This window comes from Pantoea sp. OXWO6B1 (assembly GCF_001641135.1).
GTDB classification, from domain to species: domain Bacteria; phylum Pseudomonadota; class Gammaproteobacteria; order Enterobacterales; family Enterobacteriaceae; genus Pantoea; species Pantoea allii.
This window is the reverse complement of sequence record NZ_LWLR01000001.1, coordinates 106,414-126,603: the sequence shown is the minus strand read 5'-3', so window position 1 is coordinate 126,603 and position 20,190 is coordinate 106,414. Positions and strand designations below refer to the sequence as shown.

The 20,190-nt window shown below is 53.2% G+C and carries 18 protein-coding genes; 9 read left to right on the top strand and 9 right to left on the bottom strand.

The features are described 5' to 3' along the window. Nucleotides 1-235: 235 nt before the first annotated feature. Nucleotides 236-979 carry a 3'(2'),5'-bisphosphate nucleotidase CysQ gene (cysQ, locus tag A6A26_RS02835; protein WP_063877398.1) on the top strand — a complete coding sequence of 248 codons (744 nt, stop codon included), beginning with the start codon at nucleotides 236-238 and terminating at the stop codon, nucleotides 977-979. A 40-nt stretch (nucleotides 980-1,019) separates the two neighbouring features. Here the strand turns inward: cysQ and A6A26_RS02830 are convergent, their stop codons facing one another. After that, on the bottom strand, nucleotides 1,020-1,577 hold the full coding sequence (locus tag A6A26_RS02830; protein WP_063881039.1) for a YtfJ family protein: 558 nt from the start codon (nucleotides 1,575-1,577) through the stop codon (nucleotides 1,020-1,022). 313 nt (nucleotides 1,578-1,890) lie between these two features. Here A6A26_RS02830 and A6A26_RS02825 point away from each other — a divergent pair, with 313 nt between their 5' ends. Further along, nucleotides 1,891-2,097 carry a DUF1107 domain-containing protein gene (locus tag A6A26_RS02825; RefSeq protein WP_003855513.1) on the top strand — a complete coding sequence of 69 codons (207 nt, stop codon included), beginning with the start codon at nucleotides 1,891-1,893 and terminating at the stop codon, nucleotides 2,095-2,097. A gap of 32 nt (nucleotides 2,098-2,129) precedes the next feature. On the opposite strand, the gene A6A26_RS02820 is transcribed toward A6A26_RS02825, so the two are convergent. Continuing rightward, on the bottom strand, nucleotides 2,130-3,449 hold the full coding sequence (locus tag A6A26_RS02820) for a polyamine export protein PaeA (protein WP_063877397.1): 1,320 nt from the start codon (nucleotides 3,447-3,449) through the stop codon (nucleotides 2,130-2,132). A 513-nt stretch (nucleotides 3,450-3,962) separates the two neighbouring features. Between A6A26_RS02820 and A6A26_RS02815 the strand changes: the two genes are divergently transcribed. Genes A6A26_RS02815 through A6A26_RS02805 form a run of 3 tightly spaced genes read left to right on the top strand, consistent with a single transcriptional unit; the run spans nucleotide 3,963 to nucleotide 9,798 of the window. Next, the gene (locus A6A26_RS02815) at nucleotides 3,963-5,678 is read left to right on the top strand and encodes an autotransporter assembly complex protein TamA (RefSeq protein WP_172823915.1); all 1,716 of its coding nucleotides are present in this window, start codon (nucleotides 3,963-3,965) and stop codon (nucleotides 5,676-5,678) included. Then, nucleotides 5,675-9,442, top strand: a complete 3,768-nt coding sequence (locus tag A6A26_RS02810) for an autotransporter assembly complex protein TamB (RefSeq protein ID WP_063877395.1) — start codon at nucleotides 5,675-5,677, stop codon at nucleotides 9,440-9,442. Before A6A26_RS02815 ends, A6A26_RS02810 begins: the two co-directional genes overlap by 4 nt. A gap of 2 nt (nucleotides 9,443-9,444) precedes the next feature. Then, nucleotides 9,445-9,798, top strand: a complete 354-nt coding sequence (locus A6A26_RS02805) for a gamma-glutamylcyclotransferase family protein (protein ID WP_063877394.1) — start codon at nucleotides 9,445-9,447, stop codon at nucleotides 9,796-9,798. Nucleotides 9,799-9,871: 73 nt separating this feature from the next. Here the strand turns inward: A6A26_RS02805 and ppa are convergent, their stop codons facing one another. The 3 genes from ppa to A6A26_RS02790 form a co-directional block, all read right to left on the bottom strand. Next, nucleotides 9,872-10,402 (bottom strand): inorganic diphosphatase, encoded by a 531-nt coding sequence (gene ppa, locus A6A26_RS02800; protein ID WP_063877393.1) that lies wholly within the window; start codon nucleotides 10,400-10,402, stop codon nucleotides 9,872-9,874. A gap of 100 nt (nucleotides 10,403-10,502) precedes the next feature. After that, nucleotides 10,503-10,952, bottom strand: coding sequence for a DUF441 domain-containing protein (locus A6A26_RS02795; RefSeq protein WP_063881038.1), 450 nt, complete (start codon nucleotides 10,950-10,952; stop codon nucleotides 10,503-10,505). Between the two features lie 60 nt (nucleotides 10,953-11,012). Then, nucleotides 11,013-11,423, bottom strand: a complete 411-nt coding sequence (locus tag A6A26_RS02790) for a lysozyme inhibitor LprI family protein (protein WP_063881037.1) — start codon at nucleotides 11,421-11,423, stop codon at nucleotides 11,013-11,015. 176 nt (nucleotides 11,424-11,599) lie between these two features. Between A6A26_RS02790 and A6A26_RS02785 the strand changes: the two genes are divergently transcribed. After that, a complete protein-coding gene (locus A6A26_RS02785) occupies nucleotides 11,600-13,159 on the top strand; it encodes a methyl-accepting chemotaxis protein (RefSeq protein WP_063877392.1) in 1,560 nt (519 codons plus the stop codon). A 34-nt stretch (nucleotides 13,160-13,193) separates the two neighbouring features. Here A6A26_RS02785 and fbp read toward each other — a convergent pair whose 3' ends face one another. Then, entirely contained in the window at nucleotides 13,194-14,201 is a 1,008-nt protein-coding gene (gene fbp, locus A6A26_RS02780) for a class 1 fructose-bisphosphatase (RefSeq protein ID WP_063877391.1), read from the bottom strand. A gap of 167 nt (nucleotides 14,202-14,368) precedes the next feature. Here fbp and mpl point away from each other — a divergent pair, with 167 nt between their 5' ends. Next, the gene (gene mpl / locus A6A26_RS02775) at nucleotides 14,369-15,724 is read left to right on the top strand and encodes a UDP-N-acetylmuramate:L-alanyl-gamma-D-glutamyl-meso-diaminopimelate ligase (protein WP_063877390.1); all 1,356 of its coding nucleotides are present in this window, start codon (nucleotides 14,369-14,371) and stop codon (nucleotides 15,722-15,724) included. 85 nt (nucleotides 15,725-15,809) lie between these two features. On the opposite strand, the gene yjgA is transcribed toward mpl, so the two are convergent. Then, complete coding sequence (gene yjgA / locus A6A26_RS02770; RefSeq protein WP_063877389.1) at nucleotides 15,810-16,355, bottom strand: ribosome biogenesis factor YjgA; 546 nt, start codon at nucleotides 16,353-16,355, stop codon at nucleotides 15,810-15,812. A gap of 113 nt (nucleotides 16,356-16,468) precedes the next feature. On the opposite strand from yjgA, the gene pmbA reads away from it, so the two are divergent. Continuing rightward, nucleotides 16,469-17,809: a metalloprotease PmbA gene (pmbA, locus tag A6A26_RS02765; RefSeq protein WP_063877388.1), complete on the top strand. Its 1,341-nt coding sequence runs from the start codon at nucleotides 16,469-16,471 to the stop codon at nucleotides 17,807-17,809. 95 nt (nucleotides 17,810-17,904) lie between these two features. After that, a complete protein-coding gene (gene cybC / locus A6A26_RS02760) occupies nucleotides 17,905-18,291 on the top strand; it encodes a cytochrome b562 (RefSeq protein ID WP_063877387.1) in 387 nt (128 codons plus the stop codon). Between the two features lie 37 nt (nucleotides 18,292-18,328). Here the strand turns inward: cybC and A6A26_RS02755 are convergent, their stop codons facing one another. After that, a complete protein-coding gene (locus A6A26_RS02755) occupies nucleotides 18,329-19,126 on the bottom strand; it encodes a DeoR/GlpR family DNA-binding transcription regulator (RefSeq protein WP_063877386.1) in 798 nt (265 codons plus the stop codon). Between the two features lie 34 nt (nucleotides 19,127-19,160). Beyond that, nucleotides 19,161-20,057, bottom strand: a complete 897-nt coding sequence (locus A6A26_RS02750; protein ID WP_063877385.1) for a sugar kinase — start codon at nucleotides 20,055-20,057, stop codon at nucleotides 19,161-19,163. Nucleotides 20,058-20,190: the final 133 nt, after the last annotated feature.

Here is a 20,190-nt window from a genome sequence, read left to right as displayed (position 1 = left end):
GGCAGATTAAATCGTGATGGATGTAACGTTTTGAGCCTGCCATCCGTCGCGCTCGGGCCGTCGATCTCATCGCTTAAGCCGAATAAGATCGTTGCTATTTCTGTCTATTGTGTTGATATAGCTGAAAAATGATTCAGAATGTTTGCCTGAAATCAGCGGTAAGCATGAAGCTGCTAGACTGTACTCCAACGGGTATGACAGTTAACGCGTAGCATTCGCATACATGAGGTGAAAAATGTTAGAGCAAATAAGCCAACTGGCGCGTGAAGCAGGCGACGCGATTATGCAGGTCTACAACGGTTCTGTTCCGGCAGAGATTTCCCACAAAGCGGATGATTCTCCTGTCACGGCGGCAGACCTGGCCGCTCATGATGTGATTGTATCGGGCTTAAAGCGGCTGACGCCGGATATCCCGGTCCTGTCAGAAGAAGATCCGCCTGGCTGGGATGTCCGCCAGCACTGGCAGCGCTACTGGCTGGTCGACCCGCTGGATGGCACCAAAGAATTTATCAAACGTAACGGTGAGTTTACCGTGAACATCGCATTGATTGAGCAGGGTAAGCCGGTCATGGGCGTGGTTTACGCGCCCGCACTGGGCGTGATGTATTCCGCCGCAGAGGGCAAGGCCTGGAAAGAAGAGAACGGAGAGCGACAGCAAATTCATGTGCTTGATGCGCGTCCGCCGTTAGTGGTGGTGAGTCGTTCACATAATGACGATGAAGAGATGCAGGAATACCTGAAGCAACTGGGTGAACACCAGACGGTTGCGACCGGTTCTTCCTTGAAGTTTTGCCTGGTGGCTGAAGGGAAAGCCCAACTCTATCCGCGTTTTGGGCCAACCAACATCTGGGATACCGGTGCAGGCCATGCCGTAGCCGCTGCTGCGGGTGCGCACGTACATGACTGGCAGGGAAGAACGCTGGACTACGCGCCGCGTGAGTCTTTCCTTAACCCGGGCTTTCGCGTTTCACTGTTTTGATGCAGTGCGGGAGGCATCAGCCTCCCGCCTTCATCTTTATCTACTCTTGCAACAGCGACCTTAATAAGGTCATCACCTGCTCAACCTCCTGCTGAGACAGGGCACCATCTTTAACGTATTTAACCTGGCCTGTTTTATCCAACACCACAATAGCCGAGCCGCCCTGCTGCAATTGCCAGGCGTGCTGCACGTTACCCTGGCTGTCGACAATAAACTGCGACCACGGATACTGCTGCTTATTACTGTGAATACTGCTGCGGACAAACATGCTGGTGCCGGGAATAGCATCATCGGTGTTAACAATCGTGGTGGTCTGATAGCGATCGTGAGGCAACCTGGCTGCCTTAATTGCTTCAACCAACGCAGCGTTCATCTCTTTCGCTGATGAGCGTCCGGCAATATGTTGTACCACCCGCACTTTTCCACTTAGCTGGGCGCTGTTCCAGTTTTTATAACTGAATTTTTCCTGCTGTAAAATCAGCTCGCCTTTATCATTAACGCCTACCGCCGGCACACGTTTTCCCAGCTCAATATCGTGAGCCAGCGCGCTGACGGGAATCAGCAGTGATAAAGCCAGTGCTGCCAGAGTTACACGCATCATCATCCTCTCCAGTGATCAGACCAGTTAGTCATTCAACTGTAATAGTAAGCAGGGATGATGCGCCTGTCTCAAAAAGCTGTCAGCTTTGTTATCAACTACACAATTCCGTAACGAATGAAGGTTTATACTGAATAGTGAAAAGTAAATAACAGAGTATTCTGTAATGTTCTGTCAGAACGGTAAAAAAACTTATTTCTTATCGTGCGAAGTAAACAGAGTGTTCTATAGTTTATCTCGAATTCGCGCTTCATGGACCCGTACCGAATTTGGCAACGGTGAAGCGTGCTTAAAAATGAAGGAGTTAATCAGTATGAAAATCTTCCAGCGCTATAATCCACTACAGATAGCAAAATATGTTAAGACGCTGTTTAAAGGAAGGTTATACATCAAGGATGTTGGCGCATTCGAGTTTGATAAAGGTAAAGTCCTGATCCCACGGGTCAAAGACAAACAGCACCTGAGCGTGATGTCAGAAATTAACCGCCAGGTCGTTCGTCTCAAGCTAGAGTTCAACTAAAAAACAGGGCGCCGATGGCGCCCTTAGTCTTTCTATTCTTCGGTTTTTGCCACATTCAGCATTGGCGGTCGTTCATCAATCCGCGTTACCAGCAGCTGGTCAATTCGGTAGCTGTCGATATCCACCACTTCAAACTTGTAGCCAGCAAACTTCACAAAGTCCGTCCGTTTCGGGATCTTGCGCAGCATATACATCATAAAGCCGCCAATCGTTTCGTAGTTACCCGACTGCGGAAAATCATCGATATCCAGCACGCGCATAACATCATCAATTGGCGTCCCGCCTTCCACCAGCCAGGAATTCTCGTCACGCGCGACAATCTGCTCTTCCATGCCCTGGCCTACCAGGTCGCCCATCAGCGTCGTCATGACATCGTTAAGTGTGATGATGCCGACCACCAGCGCATACTCGTTCATGATGACCGCGAAGTCATCGCCTGCCGTTTTAAAGCTTTCCAGCGCTTCAGACAACGTCAGGGTATCCGGTACGATAAGCGCCGAGCGGATTTGAACGCCGCTGTTCAGCGCCATGCTCTGATTACCCAGCACGCGCAGCAATAATTCTTTGGAGTCAACGTAGCCGACAATGTGGTCAATATCGCCATTACAGACCAGGAATTTGGAGTGAGGATGTTGAGCGATTTTGGTTTTCAGGCTGACTTCATCTTCATGCAGATCGAACCAGACGATGTTTTCACGTGAGGTCATGGATGAAGGTACGGTGCGGGATTCCAGTTCGAATACGTTTTCGATCAGCTCATGTTCCTGTTTGCGCAGTACACCAGCCAGCGCGCCTGCTTCCACAACCGCATAGATATCATCTGAGGTGATATCGTCTTTGCGCACCATCGGCAGTTTAAAGACGCGAAAGAACACGTTGGCCAGACCGTTAAACAACCACACCAGCGGGCGCATCACCAGCAAACAGAAGCGCATGGGATTGATAATCCGCAGAGCAATGGTTTCGGGCGCGATCATGCCGACCCGTTTCGGCGTTAAGTCGGCAAACAGAATAAACAGGCTGGTTACGATGGTGAACGAGCAGATAAAGCTGAGTTGTTCGGCAAGGTCATGTGACACAAAACGGTTGAACAGGCTGGAAAAGGCCGGCGAAAACGCTGCATCACCCACGATACCACCGAGGATAGCCACGGCATTCAGACCGATTTGCACCACGGTGAAGAACATGCCAGGGGTTTCCTGCATTTTCAAAACGCGCTGGGCGTTGATGTTGCCCTGGTCAGCAAGAAGTTTCAGCTTAATCTTGCGGGCGGCGGCCAACGAGATTTCCGACAGAGAGAAAAAAGCACTGATTACAATCAGTAGCAGAATGACAAGTAGGCTATCAAGCATATGAGATCCAAAGAGTTATTCACTTGTCATTTTTGGCCTGGGCAGCGTGCGATTTATGCGCTCATTCCCTGTAGTGGCGACTTAAGGGGAGCTATCCGTGCCAAAAATGTCTGCGCCCATTCAACAATATCAGTGAGGTGCAGGGGCAGAAATGAAGACAGGCGGGATGCCTGCGGTGGGTGATTATAGCAGCAGCGACGATGCCGCCGCCAGAGGGCAAACGATGGCTCTCTGCGTGAGTATTTATTGTCTTGTCCTCCCCCGCGTCGATAAGCAGGCAAACCGCGAAGCGCCCAGGACGTTACAACGCCGTTGTAACCTAAGTGGGTTTTGCCGACAATAATGCTCAATTTGGCTTAGATCTCGTTGTACACTGCCAGTTGGCAAAAAGTGCGGCTATGATGAGTGAGTTGCCGTCGCGATTGTATCGGTAACGAGGATTAACACGCGCCCTGTGGAATGGGGCAGGCATGACAGACAGGAGTACAAGTGCCACGATTTTATGTTTATTGCATGACGGGTTTGCTGCTCGTCGCGCCCGCCTTTGGGGCGGCACCGGTTCGACTACAGCTGGAAGGGCTAACCGGAGAACTGCAAAAAAACGTCAGGGCACGCCTGTCGACCATTAGCAGCGACGAAGTCACCAACGACGGCCGCTTTCGCTCTCGCGTCTCTTCGGCGATCAAAGAGGGACTGCGCGCGCTTGGCTATTATGAGCCGGATATCGACTTCGAATCGCGCCCCGCGCCTCCTCAGGGCGGCCGTCCGGTGTTAATCGCCCGTGTTACGCCCGGTCAGCCGATAAAAATTGCGGGCAGTACGATTGTCGTCACCGGTCAGGCGAAAAACGATGCGGATTATAAAAACTGGATTGCACAGGGACGGCCCAAAGTCGGGACGGTGCTTAACCACGGCCAGTACGATAAATTCAAAAGCGGCTTTACCAACCTTGCCCTGCGTAACGGCTATTTCGATGGTGAGTTTGAAAAAAGCCAGTTAGGTGTGTCTGTTGACCGCCATGAAGCCTTTTGGGATCTGGACTACAACAGCGGTCCGCGTTATCGCTTTGGCGATGTCACCTTTGAAGGCTCGCAGATCCGCGAAGCCTATTTGCAAAATTTAGTGCCCTTCAAAGAGGGGGATTACTACAGTTCCCGCGATCTGGCTGAACTTAACCGCCGTCTTTCCGCGACCGGCTGGTTCCAGTCAGTGGTGGTTGCGCCCGAGTTTAAGCAGGGCCGTAAAACCAAAGTTCTGCCCTTAAATGCCGTGGTGTCACCCCGCGCTAAAAATACCATTGAAGCCGGTGTCGGTTATTCGACGGATGTTGGACCGCGTCTGAAAGGAACGTGGAGAAAACCCTGGGTTAACGATCGGGGCCACAGTATGGCCGCCAGTGCCTATGTTTCCGCCCCCGAGCAACAGGTCGATCTCAGTTACAAAGTCCCGTTGCTGAAAAGCCCACTGGAGCAGTACTACACCTTTTCCGGCGGCCTGAAACGCACCGATCTTAACGACACCAAAGCAGATACCAGTACGCTGGCGGTATCGCGCAACTGGGACAGCAGCAGCGGCTGGCAAAGAGCCCTTAACCTGCGCTGGAGCCTGGATCACTTTACGCAGGGTAACGTCACCAATACCACGATGCTGCTCTATCCCGGCGTCAGTCTGAACCGCACCCGTTCACGCGGCGGCTTAATGCCAACCTGGGGCGATTCGCAGCGTTATTCCGCAGATGTGTCCGATACCACATGGGGTTCGGATGTCGATTTCTTAATCCTGCAGGCGCAAAACGTCTGGATTCGCACGCTGGGTGAAAAGAACCGTTTTATCGCCCGCGGTACGGTGGGCTGGATTGAAACTAACGACTTTGACAAAGTGCCGCCGGATCTGCGCTTTTTCGCCGGTGGTGACCGCAGTATTCGCGGTTATAAATATAAAAACGTTTCTCCACGTGACAGTGACGGCAAGCTGACCGGCGCATCCAAAATGGTTACCGGCTCGCTGGAATATCAGTACAACGTCAGCGGCAAATGGTGGGGCGCGGTGTTTGTCGACTCAGGCGAGGCGGTCAATGACATTAAGCAAAGCAATGTAAAAACCGGCGCAGGTATTGGGGTGCGCTGGTCATCACCGGTGGGGCCCATTAAGTTTGATATTGCCCGCCCCATTGGGGATAGCGAGGAGCATGGTGTGCAATTTTACGTAGGGTTGGGGCCAGAACTATGAAGCGCTGGAAAAAGGTCCTGATTGGCTTTCTGATTTTTTTGGTCTTGCTGTTTGCGGGTTTGGCATTTTTAATTGGTACGACGCCGGGATTACATCTGGTGTTAAACGGCGCGTCGCGCTGGGTGCCGGGCTTGTCGATCAACAAAGTGGACGGCGGCTGGCGTAATCTTACCCTTAGTGGATTGCGCTATGAGATGCCTGGCGTCAGCGTTAATGCGGGCACTATCCATCTTGCTGTGGATCTCAACTGCCTGCTGCACTCGTCGGTCTGTGTTAATGATCTGACGCTGAAAGATATCAGCGTGGTGGTCGACAGCAAAAAGATGACGCCATCGACGGCACCTCCGGAAGAAGAGAGCGGCACCAGCAATCTCAGCACGCCTTATCCGATCAGCCTGCGTCATGTGGGCTTGCACAACATCAGCGTGAAAGTCGATGAGAGCGCTATTTCGCTGGCGGATTTTACGACCGGCTTGCAGTGGCAGGATCGTGCCCTGACGCTGAATCCCACCCATATCCAAAGTTTGCTGATCGCGCTGCCTAAAGCGGCGCAGGTGGCTAAAGAGCAGGTGGTGCAACCCAAAGTACAACAGCCTCAGCCGGATGAGAAGCCGCTGGGCGAAACCTTGCAGGCGCTGTTTGCAAAACCGCTGTTGCCCGCGCTGCCCGACTTTCAGCTACCGCTGGATATTGACGTACAGGAAATTCTGGGCGAGCAGCTACGCATCACCGGTGATACTGATATCTCGGTTAGTCGACTGCGGGTGAAGGCGAAAACGCTGGACCGCCATATGCAGCTGCAAACGCTGGAGGTTGACTCAAATCTGGGCAAGCTGAACGGCGGTGGTCAGGCTACGCTGGCTGACAACTGGCCCGTTGATTTTGCCCTGAACGGTGAGGTGAACGTTAACCCTGTCAAAGGGGAAAAACTCAGTTTGACCTTAAAGGGGGCGATGCGTGACGAGTTGAAACTGGCGCTGAACCTTTCCGGCCCGGTACGCGCACAGCTTGATGCCAGCGCTCAACCCGCCGTGGCTGGTCTACCGCTGGCGTTAAACCTGACCAGTCCGCAGTTGCGCTGGCCGCTGACCGGGGCGATTCAGTATCAGGCCGATAACCTTAACTATCAGTTCAAAGGCAAGGCGACAGACTATGTCATGTCTCTCCGCACCTCGGTCAAAGGGGAATCGGTGCCGCCTGCTACGGTCGCGCTGGATGGCAAAGGCAACGTGCAACAGTTCAGTCTGGATAAGCTGCGTGTGGCGGCGTTGCAGGGCAACATCGACCTCACCGCGCTGGTGGACTGGAGCAAAGCCATCAGCTGGCGCAGTGAGTTGACGCTGGACGGCATCAATACCGCGCGCCAGTATCCTGACTGGCCGGCTAAGCTGGACGGTAAGATCACCACCCGTGGCAGCCTGTATGGTGGCAGCTGGCAGGTGAGCGTACCGCAGCTGATGCTAAAAGGTAACGTTAAACAGAACGCGGTAAGCGCTGACGGCACCTTGCGGGGCAACAGCTACAACCAGTGGGATATCCCCGGCATCAAGATAGCGCTGGGACGTAATCATCTGGATGTAAAAGGCAGCCTGGCCGATACACTCAACCTGGATGCCAGCGTTGATGCTCCGCATCTCGATAATGCGCTGCCGGGGCTGGGCGGGGTGGTTAAAGGGGATATCAAGGCACGGGGTACGCTGAAAGCGCCACAACTGCTGGCCGATCTTACCGCCACCGGTTTACGCTGGCAGCAACTGCTTGTCCGCCGCATCACCCTGAAGAGTGATGTGCGCTCCAGCGATCAAATCGCCGGTAAGCTGCAGTTGCGGGTTGAGCAGTTGACGCAGGATGCACTTAATATCAGCCTGCTGACGCTCAATGCCGATGGCGATGAAAAGCAGCACCAGCTCAAACTCAACGTGCAGGGCAAGCCGGTGTCAGGCCAGCTCGCGCTGACAGGCAGCTTCGACCGTCAGACCGAGCAGTGGAAGGGCAATCTGAACAATACGCGTTTTGATACGCCGGTGGGGGAATGGCGACTGACGCGCGCCATGGCGATCAACTATGTCAATCAGAAACAGACCGCCACCATTGGCCCGCACTGCTGGCAAAACCCCAATGCGCAACTCTGTGTGCCTGAACCCATAGAAGCCGGGCCAGATGGCCATGCTCATGTGGTGTTAAACCGTTTTGACCTTGCGATGTTAAAACCTTTCCTCACTAACCAGACACAGCTGAGCGGCGTGTTTAGCGGGGATGCCCGAGTAAACTGGACGGCGGACGGCAAACTGCCGACCGGCAGCCTGGCGCTGAAGGGCAACGGCGTTAAAGTCGCGCAGGATGTGCAGGGCAATACGCTGCCTGTCGCCTTTAACACGCTCAATATCAATGCCGCACTGCGCGATGGACGGGCGCAGCTCGACTGGCTGATTCGTATCGTCAACAACGGTCAACTGGATGGCAATGTGCAGATCACCGATCCGCAACAGCGCCGTACGCTGGGCGGTAATGTGAATATCCGCAATATCTCCCTGGCGATAATCAATCCGGCGTTGATGCAGGGCGAAAGCATTAAAGGCAACCTGAACAGTAACCTACGCCTCGGCGGAACGGCACAGCAGCCCCAGGTCTTTGGTCAACTCGGCCTGAAAGATGTGAATGTGAAAGGCAACTTCATGCCGGTGGATTTAACCCGCGCCAGCCTCAATATGGTGTTTAACGGCATGAGCTCAACCCTGAATGGTCTGCTGCAGACCGCGCAGGGCAATATCAACCTCACGGGTGATGCGGACTGGAGCCAACTGGACAACTGGCGTGCACGTGTCGCTGCCAAAGGAAGTCGGGTACGGGTTACGGTGCCGCCAATGGTGCGGATGGATGTCTCGCCGGATGTGGTCTTTGAAGCCACGCCAGCCGCCTTTAACCTTGACGGCCGGGTGGATATTCCCTGGGCACGCATTACGGTACAAGAGGTGCCAGAGAGCGCGGTGGGCGTTTCCTCTGACGAGGTCATGCTGGATAAAAACCTTAAACCGATTGAGCCTCAAACCGCTTCAATACCGATTAACAGTAACCTGATTATCCATGTCGGCAACGACGTGCGCCTGTCCGCATTTGGCCTGAAAGCGCGACTGAATGGCGACCTGAAAATGGTACAGGATAAATCAGGTCTTGGACTGAACGGACAGATCAACATTCCTTCCGGCCGTTTCCATGCCTATGGCCAGGATTTGATCGTACGCAAAGGTGAACTGCAATTCGCCGGGCCACCGGATCAGCCTTACATCAATCTGGAGGCGATTCGTAATCCGGATGCGACAGAGGACAGCGTGACGGCAGGCCTGCGCGTTACCGGACTGGCGGACGAGCCGAAAGTTGAAGTGTTCTCGGACCCGGCAATGTCACAGCAGGAAGCCCTTTCTTACCTGTTACGGGGTCAGGGACTGAAGAGTGACGGTGACGGTAATGCACTAACTTCGGCGTTAGTGGGGTTAGGGGTTGCACAAAGTGGTCAGGTTGTGGGTAAAATCGGCGAGACATTCGGCGTCAGTAACCTTGCTCTTGATACCACCGGCGTTGGCGACAGTCAGCAGGTGCAGGTCAGTGGCTATGTACTGCCGGGTCTACAAGTAAAATACGGAGTGGGCATCTTTGATTCACTGGCAACGTTAACCTTACGTTACCGCCTGATGCCTAAACTCTATTTGGAAGCCGTGTCCGGTGTGGATCAGGCTCTTGATTTGCTTTATCAGTTTGAGTTTTAGCAATGCGAATAATTGTCTATGGCAGTTTACGGCGCAAACAGGGAAACAGTCACTGGATGACACACGCGCAATGGTTGGGTGACCATCAGATTGAGGGCTATGAACTCTACAGTCTTGGTCACTATCCCGGCGTGGTTAATGGCGAAGGAAAGGTATATTGCGAAGTATACCGGATTGATGCCTCCATCCTCGCCGAGTTAGATGCGCTTCGTACTAAAGGTGGAGAATACAAACGTCATCTGATTCAGACGCCGTTCGGTAGCGCATGGCTTTATGTCTATCAACGTTCAGTCTCAGGACGCCAGCGTATTATGAGTGGTGACTGGCTGAAGCGTGATGAGGAGTCGAAAGCCTGAATAAAAACACCGTCCAGTTGGACGGTGTTTTTATCTGTTCAGCTGAGATGAATCACGCAGCCAGGATACAGAATTACTTCTTAGCCGCACGCTCGAAAGAAGAGATGATTTCGGCTTTTGCCGCTTCAGCGTTATCCCAGCCGTCAACCTTAACCCATTTGCCTTTTTCCAGATCTTTGTAGTGCTCAAAGAAGTGGGTGATCTGCGCACGCAGCAGTTCTGGCAGGTCGTTCACATCTTTAATGTGATCGTACTCTTTGGTGAGCTTGGTGTGCGGAACGGCAACCAGTTTGGCATCTTCACCTGACTCGTCGGTCATTTTCAACACGCCAACTGGGCGGCAACGGATGACTGAGCCTGGCTCCAGTGGGTACTGGGTTGGTACCAGCACGTCGACCGGATCACCATCCAGCGACAGGGTATGGTTGATGTAACCATAGTTGCACGGATAGAACATCGCAGTGGACATGAAGCGATCCACAAACAGGGCACCAGACTCTTTATCAACTTCATATTTGATCGGATCGGCATTGGCCGGGATCTCAATAATTACGTAGATATCTTCTGGCAGGTCTTTACCTGCTGGCACCTGGTTCAAACTCATCGGGTATTCCTTTAGTCGTCGTATGTTGAGTGTCGGTTATTATAGCCAACTGACTGTGAAAGTCCGCCCCCTTTTTGGCGTTTCAGAATGCTCCTCAACGCTATTTGGCGGTGATAAACAAGGAAACAATGCCCGCAGCAATCAGTGGCCCTACCGGGACGCCACGGAAAAACGCCACACCAATCACCGTCCCCATTAACAATCCGCCAATAACGGAAGGCTGTACGCTCATAAAACTCACGCCACGTCCGCCCAGCCAGGCGACAAAAATGCCTACCAGAATCGCCACAATCGACTGCCAGCTGGCAAAGGACTTCAGCAGTGATGACGCAGGCAGCGAACCGCTCGCCAGCGGTGCCATGACTGCCACCGTAAGAATGATAATGCCTAACGTAATGCCCTGTTTTTCCACGTAAGGAAAGAACTGCGCCAGCGGAGTCAGTTTAATGGCCAGCAGAATCAATATAGAAAGGGTTACGGCGGTGTTGTGAACAAAGTAACTCAGCACGGCAAGGCCGATTAAAATAAGCGTGGAGGCATAAGCAGCCATGATTTTTTCCTGCAGGTAAATGAAAACGTCGGCGAATAGCCAGTAACGAACTGACATTAATCAACAATCGTCGGGGTTAGCGCAACTGCCTTTGTTTAAAGATTGCAGCATCAGCGTTTGATCGCGCACCAGCGCAATGCCCTGTGTGCCGAGCGCAACGGACCCCAGTGTGCCCTGGGTGCTGAGCTGGCTGCGGCTGGCGGCCAGCCAGGCATCACGGTAGCTGAGCCAGGCCCGCTGTGCCGCACGCAATTTATCCTTAGGTTCACCGCTTAATTTTTTCATCAGTAAACCGTACTGGGTGTTCATTTCCTTATCCCAGCCTTTCATGGCGCTGTCATTACACTGCACCATTGCAAGCGTGGTGCTGGCTTTATTAAGGCACTGATTTAGCTGAAGATCGATATCGGACTGCTGCGCGAATGCGCCTCCGCAGTTAACCACCAGCGCCAGTATTAACCCTCTCTTCATGCTTTTCCTCTTTGGCTTACCCACATAACCGGTCAGTTTCATTAACAGGTTAACGGTAATAGAGATGTTAATCATCTATTGACGTTAAAGTTTAGCCAGGTCATTGCCGATACTTTTTCCGTTTAAGGGTTGTCGAAATTATTTCGCCTTTTACTACTCATACGGAAACGATCAAGATGAAACAGTTATCACTGCGCACGGGGTTGCTGGCGTTGCTGGCGTTCATGACACTGCTGCTGTTGGCGGTGAGTGTGATGGGCATTGTGGCAATTAATAAGGGGAATCGTTCGCTGGATGTGGTTAACCGCATTCAGGGGATTGAGTTAAACAGCTTGTATCAAAGTAATGCCGATTTAATGCGCGCACGTGCCAGTGCTGCGCTGGCAGTGCGTAAAATTGAGATTGGTTTACTGGATGAGGGAGCAAGCATCACCAAAACCGCGCAGGCGGATGTGGTGGCATCTCAACAGAATCTTAAGCGTTTTGTTGATGCCGGTACGGTGACTGCCGAAGGGAAGATTATGGCCGATGCGATTGCATCAAGCTATAAGGACTACCTTGATCAGGGCATCCTGCCGATGATGAAGGCGCTGGATAAACAGTATAACGATGAATACTACCAGTTGCTGGAAGGCAAACTGGAGCCGCTGTCAGTGAAATACAGCAATGCGGTAGAAACCTTCGGTAAAAAAGCCGATGAAATTACGCATGCGCAGTTGGCTGAAGCCCAGCGTAACGAAATCATGATGAAGGTGCTGATTGCCATCGCCGTGCTGCTGTCACTGCTGCTTCTGGTGCTGGCCTGGGTACTGTTACGCCGTATGCTGCTGACGCCGTTAAACAACGCGATTACTCACCTGGAGCAGATTGCGGCGGGCGATTTGTCTCAGGTCTTACCGCTGGCGGGCAATAATGAACTAGGCCGACTGAATAATGCGCTGGCAGGCATGCAGCACGCACTGCGTGAATCGGTTAATCAGGTCCGTGAAGCCGGCCTGAAGATCGATATCGGCAGCCGTGAACTGGCGGCAGGCAACGTGCATCTTTCTCAACGTACGGAAGAGTCCGCTGCATCGCTGGAGCAAACGGCTGCCAGCATGGAGCAGTTGACGGCCACCGTCCGTCTCAACGCCAGCAACGCCCAACAGGCACATCAGCTGGCTAACGCCGTGTCTGAAAGTGCCGATCGCGGTGCGGAAGTGGTGAATTACGTGATGGAAAAAATGCATGAAATCACCGACAGCGCTAACCGCATCGGCGATATCCTGAGCGTGATTGACGGCATTGCTTTCCAGACCAACATCCTTGCCCTGAACGCGGCGGTTGAAGCGGCACGCGCCGGAGAACAGGGGCGCGGTTTTGCCGTCGTCGCCAACGAAGTCCGTACGCTGGCGCAGCGCAGTGCCAGTGCGGCCAAAGAGATTCGTACGCTGATCAGCGACTCACAAACGCGGGTCAAAGAGGGCAGTGAAATGGCGACGCGCGCGGGCGAAACGATGGATGAGATCGCCGGTGAAGTCATGCGGGTTACGGCGCTGATGAAAGAGATTTCCATGGCCTCAGAAGAACAGAGTCGTGGTATCGATCAGGTCAATCTTGCAGTGACGCAAATGGATGAAGCAGCGCAGCAGAACGCGGCGCTGGTGGAACAGGCAACCGCCGCGACCCATTCACTGGAGTCGCAGTCAGAGCAGTTACAGGCTGCGATGGCACAATTCAGGCTACAGCAGTCGTAAACCAAAAAGGGCGCGAATATCGCGCCCTTCGTTTTTAGCCCTGACGGCAATCGGGGAACTCACCCAGGAAACGCTCCACGTCCTCTACCATGGCGGTGTTGCCACAGTAGAACGGACAACGCTGGTGCAATGTGACCGGTGGAATATCCAGAATACGGTTTTGACCATCGCTGGCTTTACCGCCAGCCTGCTCAGCCAGGAATGCCATTGGGTTGCACTCATACAGCAGGCGCAGTTTACCCTTAGGATGGCTGGCAGTGCTTGGATAGAGATAGATGCCGCCCTTCAGCAGGTTGCGGTGAAAATCCGCCACCAGAGAACCGATATAACGTGAGGTGTAAGGACGATGAGTCGCCACGTCCTCTTCCTGACAGAATTTCAGGTATTTTTTCACGCCCTGCGGGAAACGAATGTAGTTACCTTCGTTAATGGAGTAGGTGTAACCCACGTCCGGATAGGTCATACGTTCATGGCTCAGGCAGAACACACCCAAAGACGGATCGTAAGTAAACGCATGTACGCCACAACCGGTGGTGTACACCATCATGGTGGATGAGCCGTAAACCACGTAACCGGCGGCAACCTGCTTATTGCCCGGCTGCATAAAGTCGGCTTCGACAACCGGCGTACCCGGTTCGCTAACGCGACGATAGATAGAGAAAATGGTGCCGACGGAGACGTTAACATCGATGTTCGACGACCCATCAAGCGGGTCCATCAAGACGACGTATTTACCGTTTTCTTCGCCTTCAAAGATCACAAACTCATCTTCTTCTTCAGAGGCGATACCGGCAACGATGCCACGTGCTTTCAGTGCTGCTTTGAGTTTTTCATTGGCGAACAGATCCAGTTTCATCTGCTGCTCACCCTGAATATTCTCAACGCCGCTGGCACCAAGAATATCGACCAGACCGGCTTTGTTAATATCACGGTGAATAATTTTAGCGCCCAGCTTAATGGCTGAGATAAGTGCCGTCAGTTCACCTGTGGCGTGCGGAAAGTCGTGTTGCTTCTCGACGATAAATTCGCCCAACGTTTTCATAACACATTCCCTGAATCATCGATGGAGTGGCAGCGGCATACTTAACTGCCCGTGGATGCGTACGCAGTTTAGCCGATTGAACTTTAAAAACCATAGTCCTAATCCGTTTCTTCCGTGTGCAAGCAAGGTTACACTGTGCGCCGAACTTTTGAGTTATGGACTTCGTTATGCGCATTCACATCCTTGGGATATGTGGCACTTTTATGGGCGGACTGGCCATGCTGGCCCGCTCGCTTGGCCATCAGGTGACAGGCTCAGATGCCAACGTCTATCCACCGATGAGCACCTTACTTGAGCAGCAAGGTATAGCATTAACAGAGGGTTACGACGCAAGTCAGCTTGATCCTGTACCGGACCTGGTCATTATCGGCAACGCCATGACGCGCGGGAATCCCTGTGTGGAAGCGGTGCTGGAACGTAATATTCCTTACCTCTCAGGCCCACAGTGGCTGCACGATTTTGTGCTGCGCGACCGTTGGGTGCTGGCCGTGGCGGGTACCCACGGTAAAACCACCACGGCAGGCATGGCAGCGTGGATTCTTGAGGCCTGTGGCCTGGAACCTGGCTTTATTATTGGTGGTGTGCCCGGCAACTTCGATGTTTCTGCAAAATTAGGAAAAAGCCCATTCTTTGTAATTGAGGCGGATGAATACGACTGCGCGTTTTTTGATAAGCGTTCCAAATTCGTCCATTACTGCCCCCGCACGCTGATCCTGAATAACCTGGAATTCGATCATGCCGATATTTTTGACGATCTGCGGGCGATCCAGAAACAGTTCCATCATCTGGTGCGCATTGTACCAGGCCAGGGCAAGATCCTGCTGCCAGAGCACGATCCTAATCTGAAACAGGTGATGGCAATGGGCTGCTGGAGTGAACAGGAACACGTCGGCGATGGCGGTCACTGGCAGGCGAAAAAACTGACCCCGGATGCATCACGCTGGGAAGTTCTGCTTGATGGCGAGAACGTTGGCGAAGTGAACTGGGCGCTGGTGGGCGAGCACAACATGCACAATGGCCTGATGGCCATTGCGGCAGCGCGCCACGTCGGCGTGAAGCCGGAAGACGCCAGCCAGGCGCTGGGCAGCTTTATCAATGCCCGTCGTCGCCTTGAACTGCGCGGTGAGGTAAACGGCATCAAAATTTATGATGACTTTGCCCACCATCCTACCGCGATTCTTGCCACGCTCAGCGCACTGCGCAGTAAAGTGGGCGGAACCGCGCGTATTCTGGCGGTACTGGAACCACGTTCAAACACCATGAAAATGGGCGTGAATAAAAACGAGCTTGCGCCATCACTGGCACGCGCCGACGAAGTGTTCCTGTTCCAGCCGGGACATATTCCGTGGCAGGTGGCGGATGTTGCAGATGCCTGCATGCAGCCTGCTCACTGTAGCGCGGATATTGATACGCTGGTTGAGATGATCGCAAAAACGGCTCAGCCGGGGGATTCTGTGCTGGTCATGAGCAACGGGGGCTTTGGTGGGATTCATCAAAAGCTGCTGGATCGTCTGGATCGCTAATCGGTAGCGGATCATTTCCTCTCCCTCTGATGGGAGAAGAAAACCCTGCGGCTGGGCGTTGCTCAGCCGCAAATACCAGGAAAGGTCAGACGGTTTCTGCTAACTCACGCAGGTACTGAAAAATCTGACGGGCGGATTTCGGCGGCTTGTTGCCCGCTTTTTCCTTCTGCGCATTACGAATCATACTACGTAGCTGCTGGCGGTCCGCCTGCGGATAAAGGGCAATCACGTCTGTCATCGCCTCATCACCTTCATCAATCAGGCGATCGCGCAGCATTTCCAGTTTGTGAAACAGGGCGACCTGCTGATTATGGCGGTTCTTGAGTTTGTCGAGCGCAATGCGGATTGGCTCAACATCTATACTGCGCAACAGCTTACCGATGAGCTGTAACTGACGGCGGCGGCCTTCTTTCTTAATGCGCTGTGCCAGTTCAATCTCGTTACGTAAACGCTCATCCAGCGGGATTTTATCCAGCGAGTTTTTACCCAGGTCGACCAGTTCGGCACCCAGGCGTTTTAGCTCTTCCGCATCGCGTTTTATTTCGCTCTTACTAACCCAAATAATCTCTTCTTCGTCTTCTTCGTGATTATCGGGTACATCGTCGAGCCACTCATCAGGCTGCTTTGTCATATCTGGCTCCAAAAAAAAGAGGCTAATCCTACCAGTTTATCGGGTGACTGCGAAATTGTTCTCTGACTCTGATAGACTCAAATTATTCAACCATAAGATTAGACGGCAGGTCGATGAACGTATCAACTCAAGTTGCAGAACAGCGAAAAGCACTGGAACAGGCAATTGCACAGGCGCTTGAACTGGCAAAAGCAAGTACAGATGGCGCGGAAGTCGCGGTGAGCAAGACCACCGGTATCGGTGTGAGCACCCGCTACGGCGAAGTAGAAAACGTCGAATTCAACAGTGACGGCGCACTGGGCATCACCGTTTATCATCAAAACCGCAAAGGCAGTGCTTCATCGACCGATCTTAGCCCGGATGCGATTAAACGGACCGTGCAGGCGGCGATTGATATCGCACGTTACACGTCACCCGATCCCTTTGCCGGACCGGCGGATGCCGAGTTGCTGGCCTATCAGGCTCCGGATCTTGACCTCTATCATCCGTGGGAGATCGATGCCGATTATGCCATCAAACTGGCGGCGCAGGCAGAGCAGGCGGCGTTGCAGGCAGACAAGCGCATCACCAATACCGAAGGCGGCAGCTTTAACAGTCACGTCGGTATCAAAGTGTTCGGCAACAGCCATGGCATGTTACAGAGCTACTGCTCCAGCCGCCATTCGCTGTCCAGCTGCGTGATTGCTGAGCAGAACGGCAATATGGAGCGTGACTACGCTTACACCATTGGGCGTGCCATCGAAGATTTAAAAAGCCCTGACTGGGTTGGTGCGGAATGCGCGCGTCGGACGCTGTCGCGCCTTGCGCCACGTAAGCTCGACACCATGAAAGCGCCTGTGATCTTTGCACCCGAAGTGGCGACCGGCCTGTTTGGGCATCTGGTCGGTGCCATCAGCGGCAGCAGCGTTTATCGCAAATCCACCTTTTTGCTGGATGCCATGGGCAAACAGATTCTGCCGGAATGGCTTACCATCCAGGAGCAGCCGCACCTGTTAAAAGGATTAGCATCGACGCCGTTTGACAGCGAAGGCGTGCGTACTGAGGCTCGCGACATCATCAAAGATGGCGTGCTGCAGACCTGGTTGATGACCAGCTATTCAGCGCGCAAGCTGGGCTTAACCAGCACCGGCCACGCGGGCGGTATTCACAACTGGCGCATCGCCGGTCAGGGACACAGCTTCAACGATCTGCTGAAGCAGATGGGAACCGGCCTGGTGGTGACCGAGTTGATGGGACAGGGCGTCAGCGCGATCACCGGTGACTATTCACGCGGCGCGGCGGGCTTCTGGGTTGAAAACGGTGAAATCCAGTATCCGGTAAGCGAAATTACCATTGCTGGCAACTTAGGCGACATGTGGCGAAACATCGTCACCGTGGGCGATGACATCGAAACCCGCAGCAATATTCAGTGCGGCTCGGTCTTACTCCCCGAAATGTATATTGCCGGACAGTAAAATCTCTTTTAAGTTGTTTATGCGATAGCAAGCGGAGGGCATCGACCCTCCGTTTTTTTATAAAAAGCATTCCCACAATAAAAAGGAAGCTGAGCATGCGTAAAGAGCTTATGTCGTTGTTCGCTGTAGCCGTCTTATCCGTTAGCGTTACCGCCGGTGCTGCCTCTCTTGAGCACGATATGAAAGATATGTCGGGTATCTACAAGTCACTGGACGGGGCGAAAAGCGCCGATCAGCTGCACAAAATGTTGAGTGATTTGCGTGCCAAAGCCGAGGATGCCAAAAAAGGCACCCCGGATAAACTGGAAGGCAAAGCACCTGACAGCCCGGAAATGAAAGACTTCCATAAAGGCATGGATGACCTGATTGCCCAGATTGATAAAGCCGATGCACTGGCGAAGCAGGGCAAGCTGGATGAAGCCAAAGCAGAAGCGCAAAAACTGGCTGCGATCCGTAACGAAAACCACAAGAAGTTCCGCTAACGATGTTGATAACCCCGGCGCGGCCGGGGTTAGTTATTCAGGCATCCTCATCGCCGCCTGGCGTAGCCTGGATAATTTCTACCTGATGGGCTTTCAGTAAATTTTGCAGGGCCGCTGCGGGCAGTTTATCCGTAAACAGCGCGGTCGCCTGCTTTATACTGCCCATTTCTACCGCTGCCGAGGCCTGAAATTTGGTGTGGTCTGCCGCTAACAAAATATGACGCGCGTGCGTCATCATGGTTTGCGCCACACAGGCTTCATTGACATCAAATTCCAGTAGCGCACCATCACTTTCAATCGCGCCCATGCTGGTGACCAGATAATCCGCGCGAAAACCGGCGACAAAAGCGGTGGTGACCGGGCCGATAATGCCACCGTTGTGCGGGCGCAGCGTGCCGCCCGGCACCATCACTTCAAACTGCGGGCATTTATACAGAATATGGGCAACCCGCAGGCTGTTGGTAATGATGCGCAGATGCTTGTGGTTCAACAGCGCCCGGGCGACGTGTTCAACCGTGGTGCCAATGGTGATAAATACCGTTGAGCCATCAGGAATATAGTCCGCAATTGCGTCAGCAATGGCGCGTTTTTCTTCCGTCTGCGAGACTTCCCGCTGTTCAAAAGCGGTATTCACTACGCTGGATGCACGCCCTGCGCCACCGTGATGGCGCGTGATTAATCCCTGATCGCTAAGCTTGCGAATATCACGGCGTACCGTTTGTGTGGAAACGTCGAGCAGCAAGGCAAGTTCATCAATATTCATGTAGCCACGTTCGGCGATCAGCCTGAGTAAACGATCGTGGCGGGGATTACCGGTTACGTCCGTAAGGATCATGGGTTGTTCTCTAAATACCACCATGGCTCACAGTTTATACATTAACTGACATAAAAGAACAGGTCTGATCATAATCCGGAATCCCCGCGCGTCCACCCGGCCGGGTACATTTTAGTGCGGCCACCGCGCTGGCAAAACGTACCGCCTCGGCGACTGCGCCGTTCTGTGCCAGCCTGAAGGCCAGCGCGCCATGAAAGACATCACCCGCGCCGGTGGTATCGACCACCTTCACCTCGAAAGCCGGCTGATGCTGCAGCGTGCCAGCTTCCAGCCAGACACAGCCCTGTACGCCCTGCGTCACATAGACATGACCATTTGTGAGCAGTTGTGCTTTTTTCAACGCCGCCGTTTCTCCCTCCAGACCGGTAAGACGTTGCAGACCAGGAGCTGAAAATGCCGCATGATCGCTTAACGCCACCAGCTCACCAATGTCCTGCGGGGTGACATCCCCATCCAGAATCGTTGGGACGCCCTGTTGACGTGCCAGGATAAATGCGCGCTTTGCGCCCTGATGCCAGCGAACATCTGCCAGCACTGCATCCCATTGAGAAAAGTCGATTTTTGTTAACCAGTCTGCGCATTCCGGTAAGTCCGGGCTAGGGTAGTTGGCAATCATGCGTTCCCCTTCGGCATCCACAAGAATCGCGGATTGCGAAGAGCGGGCGGCTTCATAAATCTTTGTATAGCGGGTGTTTACGCCGTACTGATTTAATTCAGACAGCAGCCTTTTACCGGTGTCGTCGTCACCCACGCGACCAATAAAATCCACCTCTGCGCCCAGCTTTGCGGCAGCAACCGCCGCGGTGGCCGCCGGACCACCGCCCACTTCCCGATAGTTGTTTGCCACATATTTTCCGCCCTGATGCGGCAACGTATCCAGATACCAAATGCGATCTAATACGGCGATCCCTACACAAGCAATACGTGTCATGACCCTTCCTCCCTTTTTTTCAGTGCTGTCATTTTAATTTCATCAAATGTTTTAAAAGTGACACCTGTCAATTTTTTGACCATAAATTACAAATATGATCGAAAGCAGACAGTAAATATCATCCATGATGACA

Bases quoted from the DNA above. Each gene is read 5' to 3' on its own strand.
- A6A26_RS02795 (WP_063881038.1), bottom strand. From the start codon at position 10,952: ATGGCTGCTTATGCCTCCACGCTTATTTTAATCGGCCTTGCCGTGCTG.
- fbp (WP_063877391.1), bottom strand. From the start codon at position 14,201: ATGAAAACGTTGGGCGAATTTATCGTCGAGAAGCAACACGACTTTCCG.
- A6A26_RS02805 (WP_063877394.1), top strand. From the start codon at position 9,445: ATGCGAATAATTGTCTATGGCAGTTTACGGCGCAAACAGGGAAACAGT.
- A6A26_RS02815 (WP_172823915.1), top strand. From the start codon at position 3,963: ATGACGGGTTTGCTGCTCGTCGCGCCCGCCTTTGGGGCGGCACCGGTT.
- A6A26_RS02820 (WP_063877397.1), bottom strand. From the start codon at position 3,449: ATGCTTGATAGCCTACTTGTCATTCTGCTACTGATTGTAATCAGTGCT.
- A6A26_RS02755 (WP_063877386.1), bottom strand. From the start codon at position 19,126: ATGATCCTTACGGACGTAACCGGTAATCCCCGCCACGATCGTTTACTC.
- pmbA (WP_063877388.1), top strand. From the start codon at position 16,469: ATGAACGTATCAACTCAAGTTGCAGAACAGCGAAAAGCACTGGAACAG.
- A6A26_RS02785 (WP_063877392.1), top strand. From the start codon at position 11,600: ATGAAACAGTTATCACTGCGCACGGGGTTGCTGGCGTTGCTGGCGTTC.
- cysQ (WP_063877398.1), top strand. From the start codon at position 236: ATGTTAGAGCAAATAAGCCAACTGGCGCGTGAAGCAGGCGACGCGATT.
- yjgA (WP_063877389.1), bottom strand. From the start codon at position 16,355: ATGACAAAGCAGCCTGATGAGTGGCTCGACGATGTACCCGATAATCAC.
- A6A26_RS02790 (WP_063881037.1), bottom strand. From the start codon at position 11,423: ATGAAGAGAGGGTTAATACTGGCGCTGGTGGTTAACTGCGGAGGCGCA.
- A6A26_RS02810 (WP_063877395.1), top strand. From the start codon at position 5,675: ATGAAGCGCTGGAAAAAGGTCCTGATTGGCTTTCTGATTTTTTTGGTC.
- cybC (WP_063877387.1), top strand. From the start codon at position 17,905: ATGCGTAAAGAGCTTATGTCGTTGTTCGCTGTAGCCGTCTTATCCGTT.
- mpl (WP_063877390.1), top strand. From the start codon at position 14,369: ATGCGCATTCACATCCTTGGGATATGTGGCACTTTTATGGGCGGACTG.
- A6A26_RS02830 (WP_063881039.1), bottom strand. From the start codon at position 1,577: ATGCGTGTAACTCTGGCAGCACTGGCTTTATCACTGCTGATTCCCGTC.
- ppa (WP_063877393.1), bottom strand. From the start codon at position 10,402: ATGAGTTTGAACCAGGTGCCAGCAGGTAAAGACCTGCCAGAAGATATC.
- A6A26_RS02750 (WP_063877385.1), bottom strand. From the start codon at position 20,057: ATGACACGTATTGCTTGTGTAGGGATCGCCGTATTAGATCGCATTTGG.
- A6A26_RS02825 (WP_003855513.1), top strand. From the start codon at position 1,891: ATGAAAATCTTCCAGCGCTATAATCCACTACAGATAGCAAAATATGTT.